Source organism: Burkholderia sp. Bp9140 (assembly GCF_003853425.1).
Lineage (GTDB): Bacteria > Pseudomonadota > Gammaproteobacteria > Burkholderiales > Burkholderiaceae > Burkholderia.
Genome location: NZ_QTPQ01000039.1, coordinates 61,294 through 83,903, shown reverse-complemented (window position 1 = coordinate 83,903; position 22,610 = coordinate 61,294). Strand labels below are relative to the sequence as shown.

The window sequence follows — 22,610 nt, the reverse complement described above, 5'->3', positions numbered from 1 at the left end:
TGGCGTCCCCTAGGGGATTCGAACCCCTGTACTCACCGTGAAAGGGTGATGTCCTAGGCCTCTAGACGAAGGGGACATGATCTTTTCAGATCTGTCTGACTTTCGCTATTCACTCATCGTCAACAGCGAAGGCCGAAATTCTAACTGCTTTAAATCATTTTGTGAAGCATTTATTACTACCACCACTGCTTCGCAAATCAATCCGTTCTGCTCTGATGGTGGAGGTAAGCGGGATCGAACCGCTGACCTCTTGCATGCCATGCAAGCGCTCTCCCAGCTGAGCTATACCCCCTTGCAGAACAGAAATGAGATTATATGGACCGATTTTGAACTTGTAAATACCCTTTTTGCGATTCGAGCGAATTTTTTTGCGAAACCGCCGCAACGTCACGTGCGGGCGGCCTCGCTACCACCCCAACCTCAGGCCAGCGCGGCCTCGATACGCGACACCACGGCATCGCGACCGAACAACACGAGCACCGCGTCGATCGACGGCGTATGCGTCGTGCCCGCCACCAGCAGGCGCACCGGCATCGCGAGCTGCGGCATCTTCAGCTTGTGGGCGCCGAGCGTCGCCTTCAGCGCGGCGGACACCGCTTCCTTCGTCCAGTCGGCCGCCTTCAGCGCAGCGACGAGGTCGGCCAGCGCCGGGCGCACCGCATCGGTCACGTGCTGCGCGAGCGCATCGGCGTCCGGCGCCGGCACGCGGTAGAACATCGCGGCGCCTTCGGCGATCTCCTTGACCGTCGTCGCACGATCCTTCATCAGGCCGACCACCGCGTCAAGCGCCGGGCCCGTCGCGATCGCCGCGTCGTCGATGCCGAGCGCGTCGAGGAACGGCTTCGCGAGCGCGGCAAGGCGCGCGTTGTCCGCTTCCTTGATGTAATGGGCGTTCAGCCAGCTCAGCTTGCTGTGGTCGTACTGCGCGGGCGACTTGCCGAGATGCTCGAGGTCGAACCATTCGACGAACTGTTCGCGCGAGAAGATTTCGGCATCGCCGTGCGACCAGCCGAGACGGGCGAGATAGTTGACGACGGCCTCCGGCAGGAAGCCTGCGTCGCGATACGCCATCACGCTCATCGCGCCATGCCGCTTGCTCATCTTCTCGCCCTGCTCGTTCAGCACGGTCGGCAGGTGCGCATAGACGGGCGGCTCGCCGCCGAGCGCGCGCAGGATGTTGATCTGGCGCGGCGTGTTGTTCACGTGGTCGTCGCCACGGATCACGTGCGTGATGTTCATGTCCATGTCGTCCACGACCACGCAGAAGTTGTAGATCGGCGTGCCGTCCGGGCGCGCGATCACGAGGTCGTCGAGTTCCTCGTTCGAGATCTCGACACGCCCCTTCACCGCGTCGTCCCACACGACCGTGCCGGTCAGCGGGTTGCGGAAACGCAGCACCGGCTTCACGCCGGCCGGCGGCTCGGGCAGCACCTTGCCCGGCTCCGGACGCCACGTGCCGTCGTAGCGCGGCTTGAGGCCCGCCTCGCGCTGGCGTTCGCGCAGCGCGTCGAGTTCCTCGGCCGACATGTAGCACGGGTACGCGAGGCCCTGGTCGAGCATCTGCGCGAGCACCTCGCGATAGCGGTCCATCCGCTGCATCTGGTAGATCGGGCCTTCGTCGAAATCCAGGCCGAGCCACTGCATCCCCTCGAGGATCGCGTCGACGGCTTCCTGCGACGAGCGCTCGACGTCGGTGTCCTCGATACGCAGCACGAACGTGCCTTTCATCTTGCGCGCGAACGCCCACGGATAGAGCGCGGAGCGGATGTTGCCGAGGTGAATGAAGCCGGTGGGACTCGGCGCGAAGCGGGTACGGACAGGACGGGTCATAAACGGTAACTCGAACGCCTGGGGCGCATGAATGATTCGACGCGGGATCGACGGCGACGGCCCGGACAGCAATGGGGCCGGCCGCGCCCGGGACGGGAAAGAAGCCGGAATTATACTCGCGCCGGTCTTCGCGCCAAGCGCGCGGCTTGCTTTATGATGTCCGCGCCGCGGCCGCCAGCCGGCGCCGCGCCGGCCGCACGGTTTCCGCCGCGCCGGCCGCTCGGAACCTATCGCCGCAGCGGGCCGCACGGCCCGCTGCCAAGCCGCCGGAGAACCATTCGATGTCGTCCCCTCGCCTGTCGCGCCGCCACTTCACGATCGCGTGCGCGTCCGCCAGCCTCGCCGCCTGCACGTCGTTCGGCGACAAGTCCCGCCCCGACAACACCGCGAATCCCTCGCAGTCGCGCGAGAAGTCCGTGAAGATCGGCCTCGCGCTCGGCGGCGGCGCCGCCCGCGGCTTCTCGCACATCGGCGTGCTGAAGGCGCTGGAGGCGCGCGGCATCCCGGTCGACATCGTCGCGGGCACGAGCGCGGGCTCGGTGGTCGGGGCGCTGTACGCGTCGGGGATGAACGGGCTGCAGATCAACAAGATCGCGCTCGACATGGATCAGGCGGCAATCAGCGACTGGGCGCTGCCGTTCCGCTCGCGCGGGCTGCTGCAGGGCGTCGCGCTGCAGAACTTCCTGAACAAGACGCTCAACAACCGGCCGATCGAAAAGATGGCGAAGCCGCTCGGCATCGTCGCGACCGACCTGCAGAACGGCCAGCCGATCCTGTTCCAGCAGGGCAATACGGGGCTCGCGGTGCGCGCGTCGTGCAGCGTGCCGTCGGTGTTCGAACCCGTGAAGATCGGCAACCGCGAGTACGTCGACGGCGGCCTCGTGAGCCCGGTGCCTGCGTCGTTCGCGCGCAAGATGGGCGCGAGCTTCGTGATCGCGGTCGACATCTCGTCGCGGCCTGACGGCGCGGCGACCAACAATCCGATCGAGATGCTGCTGCAGACCTTCACGATCATGGGCCAGACGATCAAGACCTACGAGCTCGACAAATACGCGGACGTCGTGATCCGCCCGAACCTCGCGGCGATGGGCGGCAGCGACTTCAACCAGCGCAACGCCGCGATCCTCGCGGGCGAGGAAGCCGTCGCGCGCATCATGCCCGAGTTGCAGCGCAAGCTCGCGGCGGCCCGCGGCGCCGCGGCGGCGTAAGCGGACTCGGCGCGGGGTGCGTAACGGCGCGCCCCAAAAACAAAAACCCTGCCGCCTTTCGGTGACAGGGTTTCCTTGATCCGGCGGAGCGCCGGCGAGCGTCAGTTGCTGCCGTTCGCCGCGTCGTCGCCGATCGTTGCGCGCACGCGCTGGCGCAGGTCGTCGGCCTTCATCGGAAACTCCGACTCGAGCCGGCGCGCGCCGGTGAACCGCTTTTCCCAGTAGCCGTTGTCGAGATCGTCGACGCGAATCGTGCTGCCCGTCGACGGCGAATGCACGAACTTGTTGTCGCCAATGTAGATGCCGACGTGCGAGAACGTACGGCGCATCGTGTTGAAGAACACGAGGTCGCCCGGCTTGAGGTTGCTCATGCTGACCTTCTCGCCGACGCGGCTCATTTCTTCCGCACGGCGCGGCAGCGACATGCCGAGCGTGTCCTGGAACACGTAGCGCACGAAGCCGCTGCAGTCGAGGCCCGAATCCGGCGAGTTACCGCCCCAGCGATAGCGCACGCCGATCATGTTCAGCGCGCCGACGACCACGTCGCCTGCCTTGCCTGCCATGCCGGCGAGGAACGACTTCGCGCCGCCGGTCGACGGCTGCGCGCTGGTCTGCTGGAGGGAGGAACCCGACCCGATCTGAGTCGAATTGGTGACATTTTGGTTAAAACTGCTGACTTCGTCGGCGAACGCGCCGGGAGCTGCTGCGAACAGGGCGCCGATGAACAGCCCGGCGAGGGTGCGCGCGCATGCCTGGGTCAGGGATCGATGCTGCATTGGTCGATGGAATTTGCTTAAAAATCAGCTGATTGGCGGAAAATTTCGGTCGATACTAGCCAGCGCGTAATCGTTTGTCAAAACAAATTAAAAAATACAATCGAGATGATCAGACCATTGGACGCCTATCACGCTTTCCAGACCGCTTTCAACAGCTTTTGTGTGTAAGGATGTGACGGTCTCGTGAAGATGTCGGCCACGTCGCCGGACTCGACGATCGCCCCGCCCTGCATCACCGCGACACGGTGCGCCATCGCTCCGATCACCTCCAGGTCGTGGCTGATGAATACATAGCCGAGGTTGTATTTCTGTTGCAAATTCGCGAGCAGTTTCAGCACCTGCTGCTGGATCGACACGTCGAGCGCGGAGGTCGGTTCGTCGAGGATCAGGATGCGCGGCTCCAGCACGAGCGCGCGCGCGATCGCGATCCGCTGGCGCTGCCCGCCCGAGAATTCGTGCGGATAGCGATGCAGCACCGTGCGGTCGAGGCCGACCTCGCGCAGCACCGCCACCGACTTCGCGCGGCGTGCGTCCGGTGTCAGTTCCGGGCGATGCAGTTCCAGCCCCTCGCCGACGATTCGCTCGATCGTGTGGCGCGGCGACAGCGAACTGAATGGATCCTGAAAGACGACCTGCATGTTCGAGCGCAGCGCGGTCTGCTCGCGGCCGCGATAGGTCGACAGCGCGCGTCCCTGGAATTCGATTTCGCCGTGAGCCGTCTTCTGCAGCCCGAGCAGCGCCATCGCGAGCGTCGACTTCCCGGAGCCGGATTCGCCGACGATCCCGAGCGTCTCGCCCTGCCGCACCGACACGGACACGTCGGCGACGGCCGTCACCGGCGTCGTGCCGAACCAGCCCGCGAAGCCCGGCCGCTTGCGCGCGAACTGCACGCTGACGTGGCGCGCGTCGAGCACCACGGGCGCGATCGGCATCACCGGCGCGACCGCGCGCTGCGGCCGGCTGTTCAGCAGCCGCTGCGTATACGGATGCTCCGGCTCCGCGAAGATCCGCTCGACCGGCCCGCTTTCGACCAGCCTGCCGCGCTCCATCACCGCGACCCGCTCGGCGAAGTGCCGCACGAGGTTCAGGTCGTGCGTGATCAGCAGGACCGCCATCCCGCGCTTTTCCGCCTCCTCGCGCTGCAACTCGAGCAGCAGGTCGACGATCTGCGCGCGGATCGTCACGTCGAGCGCGGTGGTCGGCTCGTCCGCGAGCAGCAGGCGCGGCCGGCATGCGAGCGCCATCGCGATCATCACGCGCTGCCGCTGGCCGCCCGACAGCTGGTGCGGGTAGCTGTCGACGCGCCTCTCCGGCTCCGCGATGCCGGTGCGCGCGAGCAGCGCGATCGCGCGCTTGCGCGCCTCCGCCGCCGTCACGCCGTCGTGCAGCACGATCGTCTCGCCGATCTGCGTGCCGATCGTATACAGCGGGTTGAGCGCCGTCATCGGCTCCTGGAAGATCATCGCGATGTCCGAGCCGCGCAGCCCGCGCATCTCGCGCTCGCTCTTGCCGGCGAGGTCGTGCCCCGCGAAGCGGATCGTGCCGCTCACGTCGGCGTCGCGCAGCAGCCGCAGGATCGACAGCGCGGTCACGCTCTTGCCCGACCCCGACTCGCCGACGAGCGCGACGCGCTCGCCGCGGCCGATCGCGAGCGTCACGTCGTCGACGGCCACCGTGTCGCCGAAGCGCACATGCAGATGCTCGAGCGACAGCAGCAGCTCGCCCGGCTTCGATACGACCGTGTCGCTCATCGCTGGCCTCCCGCCGCGCGCACCGAGTCGGCGATCCGCGTGTCGAGCGCGTTGCGCAGCGCGTCGCCCATGAAGGTCAGCAGCAGCAGCGTCGCGACCAGCACGCCGAACGTCGACAGCGAGATCCACCACGCATCGAGGTTGCCCTTGCCCTGCGCGAGCAGCTCGCCCAGGCTCGGCGTCGGCGGCGGCACGCCGAGCCCGAGGAAGTCGAGGCTCGTGAGCGCGAGGATCGCGCCGCTCATCCGGAACGGCAGGAACGTGATCACGGGCGTCAGGCTGTTCGGCAGCACGTGGCGCCAGATGATCTGCCAGTTCGTGAGCCCCATCGCGCGGGCCGCGCGCACGTAGTCCTGCGTGCGGTTGCGCAGGAACTCGGCGCGCACGTAGTCGGCAAGGCCGATCCAGCCGAACAGCGACAGCAGCACGATCAGCAGCAGGAAGCTCGGCTCGAAGATCGATGCGAAGATGATCAGCAGGTACAGCTCGGGCAGCGAACTCCAGATCTCGATCAGCCGCTGCCCGACGATGTCGATGCGCCCGCCGAAGAAGCCCTGCACCGCGCCCGCGGCGATCCCGAGCAGCGTGCCGATCACGGTCAGGACCAGCCCGAACTCGACCGACACGCGGAACCCGTACACGAGCCGCGCGAGCAGGTCGCGCCCCTGCGCATCGGTGCCGAGCCAGTTCGCGCGCGACGGCGGCGCCGGGTTCGGCGCGCTCGAGAAGTAGTTCAGCGTGTCGTAGTAATAGCGGTTCGGCGGATAGACGACGAAGTTGCCCGGCGCCTCGAGCCGCTTGCGCACGTACGGGTCGAGATAGTCGGCCGGCGTCGGGAAGTCGCCGCCGAAGGTCGTCTCCGGGTACGCATGGAACATCGGGAAATAGTAGTGATCGTCGTAGCGCACGACGAGCGGCTTGTCGTTCGACCACAACGGTGCCGCGAGGCTCGCGGCGAACGCGACGACAAAGATCACGAAGCTCCAGTAGCCGAGGCGCTGCTGGCGAAAGCGCTGCCAGACGCGGCGCGCGGGCGACGGCGACACGCGCGCGCGCGCGGCGTCGATGCGGGGCGACACGACGGCCCGGTTCATCGCGCACCTCGCCCGGCGAGCGCGGGCAGGCGGACGGGCGCGCCGGCAAGCGGCGTGCGGACGGTCGGTTTCATGTCAGCGCTCCAGGTTGTCGAATTGAATGCGCGGGTCGACCCACACGTAGCAAAGGTCGGAGATCAGCTTGGTCGCGAGCCCGATCAGCGTGAACAGGTACAGCGTGCCGAGCACGACCGGGTAGTCGCGCCGCACGACCGACTCGTACGACAGCAGCCCGAGGCCGTCGAGCGAGAACAGCGTCTCGATCAGCAGGCTGCCGGTGAAGAACGCGCCGATGAACGCGGCCGGAAACCCGACGATCAGCGGCAGCATCGCGTTGCGGAACACGTGCTTCCATAGCACGGTGCGCTCGGCGAGCCCTTTCGCGCGCGCGGTCAGCACGTACTGCTTGCGGATCTCGTCGAGGAACGCGTTCTTCGTGAGCATCGTGATGACCGCGAAGCTGCCGACGACCGACGCGGTGATCGGCAGCGCGATGTGCCACAGATAGTCGAGCACCTTGCCGATCAGCGACAGCTGGGAGAAGTTGTCCGACGTGAGACCGCGCAGCGGGAACAGCTGCCAGAACGAGCCGCCGCCGAACAGCACGAGCAGCAGCACGCCGAGCACGAAGCCCGGAATCGCATAGCCGATCAGCACGACGAGGCTCGTCGCGACGTCGAACGGCGAGCCGTTGCGCACGGCCTTCGCGATGCCGAGCGGCACCGAGATCAGATACGTGACGAAGAACGTCCACAGCCCGATGCTGATCGAGACCGGCAGCTTCTGCACGATCAGCGACCACACGCTCTGGTGACGAAAGTAGCTGTCGCCGAGATCGAAGCGCGCGAAGCGCTTCAGCATCAGCCAGTAGCGCTCGAGCGGCGGCTTGTCGAAGCCGTACAGTGCCTTGAGCTGCGCGAGCTGCTGCGCGTCGACGCCCGTATGCGCGCGCATGCCGAATGGCGTCGCGCCCTGCTCCGTCGCGCCCTTGCGCAGCTCCTGCACGGCCTGTTCGACCGGGCCGCCCGGCACGAACTGGATCACGGCGAACGTGAGCGTGAGCACGCCGGCGAGCGTCGGGATCATCAGCAGCAGGCGTTTGAGGATGTAGCTCCACATAGGGCGTCGACTCGCGATCGATAGGCTGGGTTGAACGAAGGGCCGGCAGGCTTCAGTGATCGGGCTTGGCCCACCAGGTCGACACGACCCAGCCCTCGGCCGAATAGTACAGCGGCAGCGTGCGCGGATAGTCGAGCGTGCGCTGGTACGCGATCCGGTGCGTCGTGCTGTACCACTGCGGAACCGCGTAGTAGCCATGCATCAGCACACGGTCGAGCGCATGCGTCGCGTCGAGCAGGTCGTCGCGCGTCTGCGCGGCGCCGAGCGCGTGCAGCAGCGCGTCGACAGCCGGCGACTTCAGCCCGATGATGTTGTCGGAACCCGGTTCGTCGGCGAACTTGCTGGCGTAGCGCGAGAACTGCTCCGCGCCCGGCACCTGCACGCCCGGCAGGCGGACCGTCGTCATGTCGTAGTCGAACGCGTCGAGCCGCTTTTGCAGCAGCGCGTAATCGGCCGTGCGAAAGCGTGCGTCGATGCCGAGCTTCGCGAGATTGCGCTGATAGGCGGTCACGACACCTTGCATCGCGCCGCCTGCGTCGTCGAGGACCTCGAACGTGAACGGCTCGCCCTGCGCGTTGCGCAGCGCGCCGTCGCGATAGGTCCAGCCGGCCTGCGCGAGCAGCGCGCGCGCCTTCAGCAGGTTCGCGCGCAGCGAGCCCGGCGGGTTCGTGCTCGGTTGCGTGACCATCGGGCCGAACACGGCCGGGTCGAGCTGCGCGCGCAACGGTTCCAGCAGCTTCAGCTCGCCCGGGCCCGGCGTACCGGTCGCCTGCAGGTCCGTGTCGGCGAAATAGCTGTCGAGGCGCGTGTACGCGCCATAGAACAACTGGCGGTTCAGCCATTCGAAATCGAACGCGAGATCGAGCGCCTGGCGCACGCGCGCGTCGCGAAACAGCGGCCGGCGCAGGTTCATGAAGAAACCCTGCATGCCCGCGCCGTTGTGCTGGCGGAATTCGCGCTTGACGAGCTCGCCGCTGTCGAAGCGCTTGCCGACGTCGCGCCGCGTCCAGTTGCGCGCGATGTATTCGACCAGCACGTCGTACTCGCCGGCCTTGAACGCCTCGAGCCGCGCGACGCCGTCGCCGTACAGCTTGTAGACGATCCGCTCGAAGTTGTTGGTGCCGACCCGCACCGGCAGGTCGGCGCCCCAGTACGCGGGATTGCGCCGGTACGTAATGGTGCGGCCGTTGTCGTAGTGCTCGATCAGGTACGGGCCGCTGCCGATCGGCTGCTCGAACGCGATCTGGTCGAACGGGATCCGCGTACCGTCCGCGCGCAGCCCCCACTTGCGCGAGAACACCGGCACGCCGCCGGCGATCAGCGGCAGCTCGCGGTTCGCGCTGCGGAATTCGAACCGCACGGTCGCGCGGTCGATCACCACGGCCTTCGCGATTTCAGCGAAATACGCGCCGAACTGCGGCGCGGCCTGCTTGCTCTTCAGCGTGTCGAACGAAAACCTGACGTCGTCGGCCGTGACCGGGTCGCCGTTCGAAAAACGCGCGCGCGGATTCAGGTGGAACGTGACCGAGCGGCGGTCCGGCGCGATCTCGATGTCGTCGGCGAGCAGCCCGTAGGCGGACGCCGGTTCGTCCGAGCTGCCGGTCGCCAGGCTCTCGAACAGCATGTCGATGCCCGGTGCGGGATTGCCGCGCATCGTGAACGGATTGAACTTGTCGAATGACGTCAGCCGGCTCGGGTTCGCGAGCACAAGCGTACCGCCCTTCGGCGCATCCGCGTTCACGTAGTCGAAATGCTTGAAGCCCGGCGGATATTTCGGCTCGCCGTACTGCGCGATCGCATAGGCCGCGTGCGCGGCCGTCGCAGCCAGCACCGCCTGTATTGCCCATGCTGCCGCCGTGCGGCCGGCGGCTCGTACCGCATGCGCGACGCCGAAACGGATGCGCGCGGCGGCGGCCCGGGGCGAACCCTTCGTCATAGAGGCCCTGTCGGTCGATTGAGGGATGGAACACGGGTCGATTCTACCCATTCAGTTCGACGTCGAGCCAGTTCTCGGCTTTTCGTGCGTGGCGTCAGTGCGTCACGCCATCCGCGCGCGGCCCGCGCGGATAAAAGAAAACCGCCACGCGGGCGGTTTTTTCTCGTGCGGCACACACGTCGCGCGCGCGCCGCATGTCGATCAGCGCCAGCCGTTGTGGCGGCCGTTATCCCAGTGACCGTGACCGCGATCGCCGCCCCAGCCGCGGCCATGATGGCGATACCACTCGTCGCGGCCCCAGTAGCGTCGGCCGTCCCAGTAGCGATCGCCGTGCCAGCCGATCACGATCGCCGGTGCCGGCACGTAGACGGGCGCCGGCGCATAGACAGGCGCCGGCTGGTAGACGACCGGCGGCGGCGGCGGCGCATACACCGGCGCGGGGGCGACGTAGACCGGAGCCGGCACGCCGACGTTGATCCCGACATTGACTCCCGCCATTGCTGCGCCCGACACGAGCAAGGCCGTCATACCGGTCAAGAGCGAGGCAACACGCAAAGTCTTCATGGATTCCTCTTCGAGTTGTTTGATGTGTGATTCGACTATAACGGCAAGCGCCGTGTCGGCATATTTCAAGTTTGTAAGAACTGATGCGCAGCGTCGCACCAGGACGCGCTCGCTAACGTCTTGTAACAACTGGCGGCCCGGCATGGCCGCGGCGGCCCTTCCCGTCCGCCGCCACCGGCTTTCGCGCCGGATTTGCGCCTGTCAGGCGCCCTTCGCGGGCCAAATCATACTGCTTCCGGCCTGCTGGCTCCCTCGTCGGCTCACCATCGTCGAAGCGATGCGCCGGCATCCGGCGGGCGAAAAAAAAGCGGCACGCGCGTGCCGCTTCTCGATGACCGGCGCATCGCGCCGCGATGCCGTTCAACGCGACATCATGTTCATGCTGACGTTGTGCATCACCCACAGCGTGCCGACGATCAGGATCGCCGCGGTCAGCACGGTGTAGCTGAACGCCATCACGTTCCAGCGCTGGCCGGACGAACCGTTCATGTGCAGGAAGTACACGAGGTGCACGACGATCTGCACGAATGCCAGCACGGCCAGCGCGATCAGCGACGCGTGCGGCGACAGCACGCCGCCCATCACGAGGCCGAACGACGCGGCCGTCAGCAGCACCGACAGGATGAAACCGGCGACGTAGCCGCCGACGCTGCCGTGCCCTTCTTCGAGTTGAGACGAATGCGAATGGGCCATTTAGATCACGCTCGCGAGATAGACAAAGGAAAACACGCAGATCCACACGATGTCGAGAAAGTGCCAGAAGAGACTCAGGCACGTCAGGCGCCGCAGGTCGCGATCGGTCAGGTCACCGCCGCGCAATACGATCTGCCCCGCGAGCACGATCATCCACAAGAGGCCTGCCGTCACGTGCAGCCCATGCGTGCCGACCAGCGTGAAGAACGCCGACAGGAACGCGCTGCGCTGCGGGCCCGCGCCTTCCGCGATCAGGTGCGAGAACTCGCGCAGTTCCATCGCAAGGAACGCCGCGCCGAGCACGAACGTCACCGCGAGCCACGCGAGCAGCGCGCCACGCCGCTGCTGGTACGCGGCCAGCATCGCAAAGCCGTAGGTGATGCTCGACAGCAGCAGCGCGGCGGTTTCCACCGCGACGCCCGGAATGTCGAACAGGTCCTTAGCGGTCGGACCGCCCGCGTACTGGTTGCCGAGCACCGCGAACGTCGCGAACAGCGCCGCGAAGATCACGCAGTCGGTCATCAGGTACAGCCAGAAGCCGAACACCGAGTGCGACGGCGGATGGTCGTCGTGCTCGAGCAGGGTTGCGCTCAAGGTTTTCTGCAGCATCAGTTGGCCTCCAGTTCCACGTCGTCGACACGCGTGGCCACGCGCGCCGCCGGTTGCTTCTCTTCGATCTTGCGCACCTTCGACGCCGGGATGTAGCAGCCGTCGTTGTCACGCGAGCTGTAGACCACGAGCGTCGCGACGATGCCGACCAGGCCGCCGATCGCCATCCACCAGATGTGCCACACCAGCGCGAAGCCGAGCACCAGGCTGAAGATCGCGACCACGAGACCCGCACACGTGTTCGACGGCATGTGGATGTCGCGGATCGTCGCCGGGTTCGGCCGGCCGTCGCCGCGTGCCTTCATGTCGGCGTACGCATCCAGCGTGCGCACTGGCGGAATCACCGCGAAGTTGTAGTCGGCGGGCGGCGACGAGGTCGCCCATTCCAGCGTGCGGCCGCCCCACGGATCGCCCGTGGTGTCGCGATACGCCGGCAGGTTGCGGTTGCGGATGCTGACGACCAGTTGCAGCAGCTGGCATGCGATGCCGATCGCGATCAGCACGGCGCCGAACGCGGCAACCAGCAGCCACGGATGCCACGCCGGGTTGTCGTAGTGGTTCAGGCGACGCGTCATGCCCATGAAGCCGAGCACGTAGAGCGGTACGAATGCGACGTAGAAGCCGACCTGCCAGAACCAGAACGCAGCCTTGCCGAGCTTCTCGTTCAGCTTGAAGCCGAACGCCTTCGGGAACCAGTAGTTGAAGCCCGCGAGATAGCCGAACAGCACGCCGCCGATGATCACGTTGTGGAAGTGCGCGATCAGGAACAGGCTGTTGTGCAGCACGAAGTCCGCGCCCGGGATCGCCATCATCACGCCGGTCATCCCGCCGAGCGTGAACGTGACCATGAAGCCGATCGTCCACAGCACGGGCGTCGTGAATTCGATCCGGCCGCGGTACATCGTAAACAGCCAGTTGAACACCTTCACGCCGGTCGGGATCGCGATGATCATCGTCATGATGCCGAAGAACGCGTTCACGTTCGCACCGGAACCCATCGTGAAGAAGTGATGCAGCCACACGAGGAACGACAGCACCATGATCGCGCAGGTCGCGTACACCATCGTCTTGTAGCCGAACAGCGGCTTCTTCGAGAACGTCGCGATGACTTCCGAGAAGATGCCGAACGCCGGCAGGATCAGGATGTACACCTCCGGATGGCCCCACGCCCAGATCAGGTTCAGGTACAGCATCGCGTTGCCGCCGGCTTCGTTCGTGAAGAAGTGCATGCCGAGGTAACGGTCCAGGCCGAGCAGCGCGAGCGTCGCGGTCAGGATCGGGAACGACGCCATGATCAGCACGTTCGTGCAGAGGGCCGTCCACGTGAACACCGGCATCTTCATCAGCGTCATGCCGGGCGCGCGCATCTTGATGATCGTCACGAAGAAGTTCACGCCGGTCAGCAGCGTGCCGACGCCCGAGATCTGCAGCGCCCACAGGTAGTAGTCGACTCCTACCCCCGGACTGAACTGCAGCTCCGACAGCGGCGGATACGCGAGCCAGCCCGTCTGCGCGAACTCGCCGATCACGAGCGAGATGTTGATCAGGATCGCGCTGACCGCCGTCATCCAGAAGGAGAGCGAGTTGATGAACGGGAACGCGACGTCGCGCGCGCCGATCTGCAGCGGCACGACCAGGTTCATCAGGCCGACCATGAACACCATCGCCATGAAGAAGATCATGATCACGCCGTGTGCCGTGAAGATCTGGTCATAGTGGTGCGGCGGCAGGTAGCCGGGCGCGTTGTACGCGAGCGCCAGCTGCATGCGCATCATGATCGCGTCGGCGAAGCCGCGCAGCAGCATGATCAGCGCGACGATGATGTACATCACGCCGAGTTTCTTGTGGTCGACCGTCGTCAGCCATTCCGTCCACAGCCACTTCCAGCGGCCGGTGATCGTCAGCGCGGCGAGGATGCCCAGCACGACCAGCCCCATGAAGGCGCCGGCCACCATGATGATGGGCTGATCGAACGGGATCGCCGCTAGTGTGAGTTTGCCGAACATGCGTTACCCCTTCGTGCCGCAGGCGGCGTCCTTCAGGTCGAGGACGTGGCCGTCGTTGTATTTCGCGATGATGTTGTGGAAGAGCCGCGGATCGACCGACGAGAAGTAGCGCACGGGCGCCTTCTCGCTCGGCTGCGCGACGCTGCCGTACACGGTCGCGTCGAGCCGCTCGGGCGAGGCCTTCACCTTCTGCACCCATGCGTCGAACTGCTCGCGCGGCTCGGCGAGCGTGCGGAACTTCATGTCGGAGAAGCCGCGGCCGCTGAAGTTGGCGGACGTGCCCGCGTAGTCGCCGGCTTCATCGGCGATCAGGTGCAGGCGCGTCTGCATGCCGGCCATCGCGTAGACCTGGCCGCCTAGCTGCGGAATGAAGAACGAGTTCATCACCGAATCCGACGTGATGCGGAAGTTCACCGGCGTGCCGACCGGAATCGCGAGCTGGTTGACCGACGCGATGCCGAGTTCCGGATAGATGAACAGCCACTTCCAGTCGAGCGCGACGACCTCGACGTCGATCGGCTTCACCGACGACTCGAGCGGCTTGTACGGATCGAGCTCGTGCGTGGTTTTCCACGTGAGCACGCCGAGGAACAGGATGATCAGCGTCGGCACCGTCCAGATCACGACCTCGATCGCGGTCGAGTGCGACCAGTTCGGCGCGTAGGTGGCGTTGCGGTTCGATGCGCGGTATCGCCACGCGAACCACAGCGTGAGCAGGATCACCGGCACGACGACGAGCAGCATCGCCCAGGTGGAGGTTGCGATCAGCGCCTTTTCGGCAGCGCCGACGCTTCCTTTCGGATTTAGTACATCTAAATTACAGCCTGACAGGCTCAACGCCGCGCCGATCGACATCAGCGCCGTCCAGCCTTTTGAAGCTCTTCTTTTCATCACACAGCCCGAGGGTCATTGAATCCGTTGCGTATGCCCGATGCGCATTCGATCCACGAAAGTGGCCGAATCATACGTCGCGCGGGCGCGATGAAAAACCGATGGATGCGGCAAATCATCATTGCAAAATCTGCTGTGAGACAGATTGTCGCGGGGCAATTTCACGCAGGCGGAAGCCAGCCGCGAGCCGACAGGAAACCCGCCGAAGACGCCGGACAGGGCCCGCCCTGCCCCGATGGTGGTGCGCGCCACGGCCGCATCGTCGTGCGATGCGGCCCGTCGGGCGCGACGTCACGCGATCAGCCGTGCGCCGATGCCATGTACGCCGGCTGCGCCGGTGCGCCGCCGTCCCCGGCCGGCAGCTTCGAATGGCTGGCGTCGTCGATCAGCCGTGCGACGGTCGGATCGATCGCGTCGGTGAACGGCTTCGGATCGACCCCGACCATCAGCACGATCAGCGCGAGCGACGCGAACATCACGATCTCTCGGCGGCTCAAGTCGGCGAGCTTCGCGATGCGCGGGCTCGCGATCTTGCCGAACACGACGCGCTTGACCATCCACAGCGTGTACGACGCGCTGAGGATCAGCGTGAGCGCCGCGGTCGCACCGATCCAGAAGTTGACGCGGATCGCGCCCATGATGACCATGAACTCGCCGACGAAGCCCGACGTGCCCGGCAGGCCGATGTTGGCCATCGCGAACAGCAGCGCGAACGTCGCGAAGCGCGGCATCACGCCCGCCACGCCGCCGTACGCGGCGATCTCGCGCTGCTTCGTGCGATCGACCAGCACGCTCACGCAGAGCAGCATCGCGCCCGCGACGAAGCCGTATGACACGAGCTGCACGATCGCACCTTCGACGCCGATCCGGTTGAACAGGAACAACCCGAGCGTGACGATCCCCATATGCGCGACCGTCGAATACGCGAGCAGCTTGCCGAGGTCGGTCTGCGCGAGCGCGATCAGGCTCGCGTAGACGATCGCGAACAGCGACAGCGCGATCACGGCCGGCGCGAAGAAGTGGCTCGCGTCCGGCGTGATCGGCAGCGCGAAGCGCAGGAAGCCGTAACCGCCGAGCTTGAGCATCGCGAGCATCAGCGCGGCGCCCGTCGGGCCGTCCGTGTAGACGTCGCGCAGCCACGTATGAACGGGCCACATCGGCACCTTGACCGCGAACGCGGCGAAGAAACCGAGAAACACCAGCAGTTGCGGCGCGAAGCCGAGCTGCAGCGTGCGCCATGCGTTCATGTCGAACGTATGCGACTTCGCGAACAGGTACAGCATCGCCATCAACAGCAGCAGCGAACCCGCGAACGAGATGAAGAAGAACTTCACGGCCGCGTAGACGCGATGCTCCCTGCCCCACGTGCCGATCAGCAGATACAGCGGGATCAGCGTCGCCTCGAAGAAGATGAAGAACAGCAGCCCGTCCTGCGCGACGAACACGCCGACCATCAGCCCCGACAGGATCAGGAACGACGCGTGGTACTGCGCGACGCGCACCGTGACCGACTCCCACGACGCAATCACGACCACGAGCGTCGTGAAGGCGGTCAGAACGACGAGCCACAGCGACGCGCCGTCGATCCCGACGCGCCAGCCGGCGTTGAAGGCCGCCAGCCAGTTGCGGGTTTCGGCGAACTGCATCGCGGCCGAGTGCGAATCGAAACCGGCGACGAGCGGCACGACGGCCGCCAGCCCCGCGAGTGCGCCGACGAGCGCGATCAGCCTCGTGCGATGCGGATGACGGTCGGAGCCGGCGCGCAGCAGGCACGCGCCGAACAGGATCGGAACCCAGATCGCCAGGCTCAGGAAAGGGAAATCATGCATGTCAACAGGCCTTGAGAAGGTCGCGCACTGCATCGGGAACAGGCGTGACGAAAGGAACGAAATCAAATCGACAGATAGATTTCGTGGATCGACAATGTTGGCAAAATGTAAAGCGGAATCAGGGCAAAGCTTGACGCCGCTCAAGCGCAATCGGGTTAACGAGCATAAGGCGAACGATTATTTTTTGCAGCGCAACAGAGCGCCATTTCGTGGCGTACAGATAGGCCACTGATTTTCATGCGTAATTTTTTGTATTGCGACGCTGCATCAATCGCGCGAATCGATGCGATGCCGCATTTTTTTCGGAAACGCGGCGCTTGGGGGCGCGAGAAGAAAATGAGGGGAAGGATGAATGGGGGCGATTCTTTTCTTACACGCTTTCTTTCATTTTTATTTCACAGGGTGCCGGGCGCCGCGATCCGGAATGCACCGGAACTTGCGGCGCACTCTGTCAGCGCTGGTGGCTGAGCCGGTCCCACACGCGCATCGTCACCGCACGATAGTGGTTGTGTTGCGCGGGGAAATGGACGAAGCGGCTGTCGCGCGTCGCGTAGACCGGTGACGACGCGAGCGACATCGCGTCGACGATGTAGCGCGCGTCGATCATGCCCGCCTCGAGCAGTTCGACATAGATCGCCTGCTGGTCGCCGCCGCTCGCGTAGACCGACGACCGATCGTCGAAGCTCTCGATGCGCGCGCACATGCGCTCGACCCGTTCCCGCATCGGCGCGACGTTGCGCACGCCGATCATGCACGAGTTGATCGCCCAGGCCGTGTGGTCGGTGCCGATCACGAAATCGCGACCGTCGATCACGCTGTCGATCGTCTGGCGCTGGTCGATCGCGAGAATGTCGGCGTCGACCCAGAACACGAACGCGTGATCAGGCAGATGTTCGCGAATCAGGTGCAGCTTTGCCCAGTTCGCATCGACGCCGGCCGGCAGGAACGCGGGCGGTTCGCGATACGCGTGGTACGCATAGCCGTGTCGCGTGCAGTAGCGAACGAAGTTCTCTTCGTGTAGATCGCCGTAACCGGCGATGTGCGACGTGTGCAGGCTCACGAACGCGATGCCTGCGTGCGGGTTCAGGTGCCGCGCCGGCTCGCGCGTTCGTTGCTGCGCGGCGCGCCAATCGTCCATCGCGCGCGGCTGCTCGCCCTGCCGGACCCGCGCCGCATCGTCGACGAGCGCGAGCACGTAGCGAAAGTCGTAGTCGGGCGTCGGCGCCCATACGCCATCGATCTGCCGCCATTCGGGCGCCTGGTGCGCTACGAGCGGATGCGCGCCGACGACCGTGTCGATCGCATGCCCGTCACTCCACACCGTCTGGGCCGACGCGAAATAGCCGGTCGCAAGCGGCTGGTCGAACGGCAACGGCGGGAAATGCTCCGCCAGCAGCGTCGCCTCGCATGCGTGTTGCCGCTCGGGCACGCGCATCGCCCACTTGCCCAGGTCGAGCGCCAGCTTGCGCAGGCGCTCGCGCACATCGGGCACGTTGCGAAAGATCATGCCGCTCGCCGCCGGCAACGGCGACTTCGACGTCTGCGTCGTGACGATCGCGTCATAACCGTGCGCGACATCCGGCAACGCATGCTGGCCGAACACGACCGAGAACGGATCGAGCACGAGCAGCAACGCGCCCTGCTTCATCGCGACGAGCTGCGCGTTGATCGCGTGGTACTTGTGCAGCGCCTGCTGGCGCTCGCCGTACACGTGCGTGCCGTCGACGATCGCGTGCCGATAGCCGTGGCCTCTCGCGTATCGCTCGTGATTGTCGACGAGCCCGTCGACGGGTCGATGCGAAAGGATGGTCAGAACGGAATGCATGCGTGCAGGAACTCCAACGTGAGCCGCGCGAGGCGATACGCCTATTTAGCGCATGAGCGTCGCTCAAGTCGAGCCTTGATTGGAAGCCCGGACGAAACGGGGCGCCGAGCGGCAAGTCCGGAAAGGAAGCGTGAAAAGAATCAGGAAAAGAAAAAGCCCCGCAAGTCCGAGAACTTACGGGGCTTTGTCACCGCTTTTGGCGGAGACGGAGGGATTCGAACCCTCGATCCAGGTTTTGGCCCAGATGCTCCCTTAGCAGGGGAGTGCCTTCGACCTCTCGGCCACGTCTCCCAAACTTTCGCTCGCACCAGGGAGGCAGTGCGACGAGAACGAAATAATATAGGGTTTCGAACCGCTCGTCAATTTCCGTGATGCATTTTCTTCAATGCATCACAAAAAATTCACGCCGCCTGGTCGAGTTCGAATGCCTTGTGCAGCGCGCGGACGGCCAGCTCCATGTATTTCTCGTCGATCAGCACCGAAATCTTGATTTCGGACGTCGAGATCATCTGGATGTTGATGCCCTCTTCCGACAGCGTGCGGAACATCTTGCTCGCGACGCCCACGTGCGAACGCATGCCGACGCCGACGACCGACACCTTCGACACCTTCGGGTCGCCCTGCACGCGCTCGGCGCTCACATGACCCTTCACCTGATTGGTGAGGATGTCCATCGCCTTCTGGTAATCGCCGCGACCGACCGTGAACGTGAAGTCCGTCTTGCCTTCGACGCTCTGGTTCTGGATGATCATGTCGACGTCGACGTTCGCGTCGGCGACCGGGCCGAGGATCTGATACGCGATACCCGGCTTGTCGGGCACGCCCATCACCGCAATGCGTGCTTCGTCGCGCTGGAACGCGATGCCGGAAATGACTGCCTTTTCCATGGTCTCGTCTTCTTCAAAAGTAATCAGGGTGCCCGAGCGCATTTCTTCGTCGAGCGCAATCAGCGGATCGGTCAGGCTCGACAGCACACGCGTCTTCACCTGGTATTTGCCGGCGAATTCGACCGAGCGGATCTGCAGGACCTTCGAGCCGAGGCTGGCCATTTCCAGCATTTCCTCGAACGTCACGCGGTCGAGGCGTCGCGCCTCTTCGACCACGCGCGGGTCGGTCGTGTAGACACCGTCGACGTCCGTGTAGATCAGGCACTCTTCGGCATCCAGCGCGGCCGCGACCGCCACCGCCGACGTGTCCGAGCCGCCACGGCCCAGCGTCGTGATGTGACCGTCCGGATCGACGCCCTGGAAGCCCGTGATGATCACGACCTTGCCGGCGTTCAGATCGGCCTTCACGCGCTCGTCGTCGATCGAGTGGATACGCGCCTTCGTGAACGCGCTGTCCGTCTTGATCGGCACTTGCCAGCCGGCATAGCTCACGGCTTCGACGCCGATTTCCTGCAGCGCGATCGACAGCAGGCCGACGCTGACCTGCTCGCCGGTCGACGCGATCATGTCGAGCTCACGCGGGCTCGGCTGGCTCGAAATCTCTTTCGCGAGACCGAGCAGACGGTTGGTTTCGCCGGACATCGCGGACGGCACGACCACCATCTGGTGCCCGGCCTGATGCCATTTTGCGACGCGTTTCGCGACGTTCTTGATGCGCTCGACCGAGCCCATCGAAGTGCCGCCGTATTTGTGTACGATGAGTGCCATTGTCGTTCTGAACTGGAGGAGAAACCGCACGGGCGCGCTGGGCAGGCCGCGTTGCCGTTCGGTCACGCGGCTTGTGGCTGTGGACGGACGACGAGGGGAACGGCTGGGACGCAACACGCAAGCGTGACGGATTTTGCCCGGAAGGCCGATCAGGCCGCGCAAACCGGGTACGTCACGCGGAAAACCTGCACAAAACGCTCAAAAATCGAGCCGAGCAAACGACCGAGCGTACCCGATAGAGGCCCGCTTGACAAGCCGCTCGCCGGTTTGGCAAGCGTTCCGGCGCTGTTTACCAAATGGTGAAAACCGGCGCGCGATCATGCGCCGGAAAGCGTGCCGCCGCTACGCGATCAGCAGGTCGGGACGCCATTCGATCCGGCGCCACCCGCCGTCGCCGGATAGCCCGTCGCCATGATTCACGCCGAGCCGCGGCACGTAGACGAGCCGGTCGCCCGCGAACAGCAGCGGGACGTCGCGCTGCCAGGCCGGCACGCCGCGCTCCTGGAACAGGTTCTTCAGCGTGCGTCCCGGGCCGCCGGGCGACGTACGCAGCCGCTCGCCGCCCGCACGGGCTCGCGCGGCGAGCGGCGCGCCGCGCAGCAGCGCCTCCGGCACCGCCCCGTCGCTGCGGGCCTCGGCCGGCGCGAACACGAACGTGCCGCGCCATGCCGGCACGCGCCAGACTTCTTGTCCGTCCCATGCAAGCGAAGACTCGGGACGCGGCGTCCCGGTGCCGTCGTCGGCCGGCTCGGCGCTGTCGCCCGCCTCCCAGTACACGATATCGCGATAGAGCCGCAGGCACTGCCCCGCGTGATCGACCCGCAGCGCATGCGCGTCGTGCGCAGCGCGCAGTTGCCGCATCATGTTCGCGAGCCGGCCTGCCGACGCACCGGGCAGGCCGAGCCGGCGCATCCAGAAACGCAGCAGGTTCGCGCCGCGCGTGTCGTCGAACGCGACCAGCGCATCGCGCGACAGTGCGCGGCCTTCGTTGCGCGCGGCGCCGGCGAAATCCAGTTCGGCCAGGTCGTCGAGCAGCCGCTGCGCGGCCGCCGCATGCTGGGCCGCACGGCCCAGCGCATCGCGAAAGCCCGGGAAATGCACGGCGAGCGTCGGCAGCACGTCGATGCGCAATGCATTACGCGCATAGCGCGTGTCGTCGTTCGATTCGTCATCGATCCACGTGAGCGCGCGCTGCGCCGCATAGCGCTCCAGTTGCGCTCGCAACAATCGCAGCAGCGGGCGCACGCGCTCGACGCTCGCGCCGTCGGGGCGATAGCGCGGCGCCATCGCGGCCAGGCCCGCGATCCCTGCCCCGCGCAGCAGTTGCAGCAGGACGGTCTCGGCCTGGTCGTCCGCATGCTGCGCGACCCAGAGCGCCGCCACGCCATGACGTTCGCACATCGCATCGAGCGCTGCATATCGGCGCTCGCGCGCGCTCGCCTCGATGCCGAGGCCGCTGTCGCGCGGCACGTCGACACGCTCCGATTCGAACGCGACGCCGAGTCGTTCGGCCGTCGCTTGCGCGTGCGCGACCCATGCGTCGGCGTTCGCGCTCAGGCCGTGATGCACGTGCAGCGCGACGCAGCGCGCCGCGCCCGCGACGCGCACGGCCGCGTCGAGCAGCACCGTCGAGTCGAGGCCGCCGCTGTACGCGATCGCGATGCGCGCATCGGCCGGCAGATCGGCAAGCGCAACGCCGACCGCATCGAGTACGACGCGGTCGGCGGAGAATTCGGTCGGGGGGATCACGAGACGGACGCGCGCCGGACGGCGCGCGATGCGAACACGCCGGTCATGCGCCGGGCGTGGTTTCCTTGAACTTGCCGTAGGCCATCAGGCGCTCGAAGCGGCGCTCGCGCAACGCATCGATGCTCATGCCCTGGAACTGGCGCAGCGAATCGGCGAGCGCGCGGCGCAGCAGCGCGGCCATGCCCTTCGGGTCGCGGTGCGCGCCGCCGAGCGGCTCGTTGATGATCTTGTCGATCAGGCCGAGCGCCTTCAGGCGATGAGCGGTCAGGCCCAGCGCTTCCGCGGCCTCGGGCGCCTTCGAGGCGCTCTTCCACAGAATCGACGCGCAGCCTTCCGGCGAGATCACCGAGTACGTCGAGAACTGCAGCATCATCACGGTGTCGGCCACGGCGATCGCGAGCGCACCGCCCGAACCGCCCTCGCCGATCACGGTCGTGATGATCGGCGTCTTCAGTTCGGCCATCACGTACAGGTTGTGGCCGATCGCTTCCGACTGGCCGCGCTCTTCCGCGCCGATGCCGGGGTATGCGCCCGGCGTATCGACGAACGTGAAGATCGGCAGCCCGAACTTCTCGGCGAGACGCATCAGCCGTTCGGCCTTGCGATAGCCTTCCGGACGCGGCATCCCGAAGTTGCGCGCCGCGCGCTCCTTCGTGTCGCGGCCCTTCTGGTGGCCGATCACCATGCACGGATGGCCGCCGAAGCGCGCGAGACCGCCGACGATCGACAGATCGTCCGCGAATGCGCGGTCGCCATGCAGTTCGTGAAAATCGGTAAACAGTTCCGCAACGTAATCGAGCGTGTACGGACGCTGCGGATGCCGCGCGATCTGCGAGACCTGCCACGGCGACAGGTTCGCGTAGAGGTCCTTCGTCAGTTGCTGGCTTTTCTTCGACAGCCGCTCGATTTCTTCCGAAATATCGACAGCCGAGTCGTCCTGCACGAATCGCAGCTCTTCGATCTTGGCCTCGAGTTCGGCGATCGGCTGTTCGAAATCCAGAAACGTGGTCTTCATGTGTTCGAATCCTTGGGTCTTGCGGCAGCGCGTATTCTACCCGCGCGGGCGATATGCAAG

At 65.7% G+C, this 22,610-nt stretch carries 18 protein-coding genes, 3 tRNA genes and 1 pseudogene; 2 read left to right on the top strand and 20 right to left on the bottom strand.

Annotation, left to right across the window (positions count from 1 at the left end):
* The 3 genes from DIE21_RS28500 to gltX all read right to left on the bottom strand — a co-directional run bounded on the left by DIE21_RS28500 (position 1) and on the right by gltX (position 1,830).
* Positions 1 to 76: transfer RNA gene (locus DIE21_RS28500), tRNA-Glu, on the bottom strand.
* 140 nt (positions 77 to 216) lie between these two features.
* Positions 217 to 292, bottom strand: a tRNA-Ala gene (locus DIE21_RS28495).
* A 128-nt stretch (positions 293 to 420) separates the two neighbouring features.
* On the bottom strand, positions 421 to 1,830 hold the full coding sequence (gene gltX / locus DIE21_RS28490; RefSeq protein WP_124500800.1) for a glutamate--tRNA ligase: 1,410 nt from the start codon (positions 1,828 to 1,830) through the stop codon (positions 421 to 423).
* 281 nt (positions 1,831 to 2,111) lie between these two features.
* Here gltX and DIE21_RS28485 point away from each other — a divergent pair, with 281 nt between their 5' ends.
* The gene (locus DIE21_RS28485) at positions 2,112 to 3,038 is read left to right on the top strand and encodes a patatin-like phospholipase family protein (protein WP_124500799.1); all 927 of its coding nucleotides are present in this window, start codon (positions 2,112 to 2,114) and stop codon (positions 3,036 to 3,038) included.
* A gap of 101 nt (positions 3,039 to 3,139) precedes the next feature.
* Here DIE21_RS28485 and DIE21_RS28480 read toward each other — a convergent pair whose 3' ends face one another.
* The 15 genes from DIE21_RS28480 to DIE21_RS28405 all read right to left on the bottom strand — a co-directional run bounded on the left by DIE21_RS28480 (position 3,140) and on the right by DIE21_RS28405 (position 19,786).
* Positions 3,140 to 3,814 (bottom strand): C40 family peptidase, encoded by a 675-nt coding sequence (locus DIE21_RS28480; RefSeq protein ID WP_124500798.1) that lies wholly within the window; start codon positions 3,812 to 3,814, stop codon positions 3,140 to 3,142.
* A 128-nt stretch (positions 3,815 to 3,942) separates the two neighbouring features.
* A complete protein-coding gene (locus tag DIE21_RS28475; protein WP_124500797.1) occupies positions 3,943 to 5,565 on the bottom strand; it encodes an ABC transporter ATP-binding protein in 1,623 nt (540 codons plus the stop codon).
* Complete coding sequence (locus tag DIE21_RS28470; RefSeq protein ID WP_124500796.1) at positions 5,562 to 6,659, bottom strand: ABC transporter permease; 1,098 nt, start codon at positions 6,657 to 6,659, stop codon at positions 5,562 to 5,564. The genes DIE21_RS28475 and DIE21_RS28470 overlap by 4 nt, the downstream gene beginning before the upstream one ends.
* Before the next feature lie 75 nt (positions 6,660 to 6,734).
* On the bottom strand, positions 6,735 to 7,778 hold the full coding sequence (locus DIE21_RS28465) for a microcin C ABC transporter permease YejB (protein WP_124500795.1): 1,044 nt from the start codon (positions 7,776 to 7,778) through the stop codon (positions 6,735 to 6,737).
* 52 nt (positions 7,779 to 7,830) lie between these two features.
* A complete protein-coding gene (locus DIE21_RS28460; RefSeq protein ID WP_124500794.1) occupies positions 7,831 to 9,714 on the bottom strand; it encodes an extracellular solute-binding protein in 1,884 nt (627 codons plus the stop codon).
* Between the two features lie 201 nt (positions 9,715 to 9,915).
* Positions 9,916 to 10,278, bottom strand: coding sequence for a hypothetical protein (locus DIE21_RS28455; RefSeq protein ID WP_124500793.1), 363 nt, complete (start codon positions 10,276 to 10,278; stop codon positions 9,916 to 9,918).
* Between the two features lie 360 nt (positions 10,279 to 10,638).
* Positions 10,639 to 10,971 carry a cytochrome o ubiquinol oxidase subunit IV gene (gene cyoD / locus DIE21_RS28450; protein ID WP_011352504.1) on the bottom strand — a complete coding sequence of 111 codons (333 nt, stop codon included), beginning with the start codon at positions 10,969 to 10,971 and terminating at the stop codon, positions 10,639 to 10,641.
* Entirely contained in the window at positions 10,972 to 11,580 is a 609-nt protein-coding gene (gene cyoC, locus DIE21_RS28445) for a cytochrome o ubiquinol oxidase subunit III (protein ID WP_124500792.1), read from the bottom strand. It lies immediately after the preceding gene.
* On the bottom strand, positions 11,580 to 13,586 hold the full coding sequence (cyoB, locus tag DIE21_RS28440; protein ID WP_124500791.1) for a cytochrome o ubiquinol oxidase subunit I: 2,007 nt from the start codon (positions 13,584 to 13,586) through the stop codon (positions 11,580 to 11,582). The genes cyoC and cyoB overlap by 1 nt, the downstream gene beginning before the upstream one ends.
* Before the next feature lie 3 nt (positions 13,587 to 13,589).
* Positions 13,590 to 14,477, bottom strand: a complete 888-nt coding sequence (cyoA, locus tag DIE21_RS28435; RefSeq protein ID WP_124500790.1) for a ubiquinol oxidase subunit II — start codon at positions 14,475 to 14,477, stop codon at positions 13,590 to 13,592.
* A gap of 15 nt (positions 14,478 to 14,492) precedes the next feature.
* Positions 14,493 to 14,729 (bottom strand): hypothetical protein, encoded by a 237-nt coding sequence (locus tag DIE21_RS28430; RefSeq protein WP_124500789.1) that lies wholly within the window; start codon positions 14,727 to 14,729, stop codon positions 14,493 to 14,495.
* Between the two features lie 47 nt (positions 14,730 to 14,776).
* Positions 14,777 to 16,306, bottom strand: a complete 1,530-nt coding sequence (locus DIE21_RS28425) for an NADH-quinone oxidoreductase subunit M (protein WP_124500788.1) — start codon at positions 16,304 to 16,306, stop codon at positions 14,777 to 14,779.
* Between the two features lie 451 nt (positions 16,307 to 16,757).
* The gene (locus tag DIE21_RS28415; protein WP_124500786.1) at positions 16,758 to 18,131 is read right to left on the bottom strand and encodes a hypothetical protein; all 1,374 of its coding nucleotides are present in this window, start codon (positions 18,129 to 18,131) and stop codon (positions 16,758 to 16,760) included.
* Between the two features lie 197 nt (positions 18,132 to 18,328).
* Positions 18,329 to 18,422: transfer RNA gene (locus DIE21_RS28410), tRNA-Ser, on the bottom strand.
* 110 nt (positions 18,423 to 18,532) lie between these two features.
* Positions 18,533 to 19,786 (bottom strand): aspartate kinase, encoded by a 1,254-nt coding sequence (locus tag DIE21_RS28405; RefSeq protein WP_124500785.1) that lies wholly within the window; start codon positions 19,784 to 19,786, stop codon positions 18,533 to 18,535.
* On the opposite strand from DIE21_RS28405, the pseudogene DIE21_RS38325 reads away from it, so the two are divergent.
* Positions 19,769 to 20,006 (top strand): annotated as a pseudogene (locus DIE21_RS38325) (hypothetical protein); the annotation flags it as partial. The gene DIE21_RS28405 and the pseudogene DIE21_RS38325 sit on opposite strands and share 18 nt — an antisense overlap.
* Positions 20,007 to 20,128: 122 nt before the next feature.
* Here the strand turns inward: DIE21_RS38325 and tilS are convergent.
* Positions 20,129 to 21,535, bottom strand: coding sequence for a tRNA lysidine(34) synthetase TilS (gene tilS, locus DIE21_RS28400; protein ID WP_124500784.1), 1,407 nt, complete (start codon positions 21,533 to 21,535; stop codon positions 20,129 to 20,131).
* 43 nt (positions 21,536 to 21,578) lie between these two features.
* Positions 21,579 to 22,550: an acetyl-CoA carboxylase carboxyltransferase subunit alpha gene (locus tag DIE21_RS28395; protein ID WP_124500783.1), complete on the bottom strand. Its 972-nt coding sequence runs from the start codon at positions 22,548 to 22,550 to the stop codon at positions 21,579 to 21,581.
* Between the last annotated feature and the right edge of the window lie 60 nt (positions 22,551 to 22,610).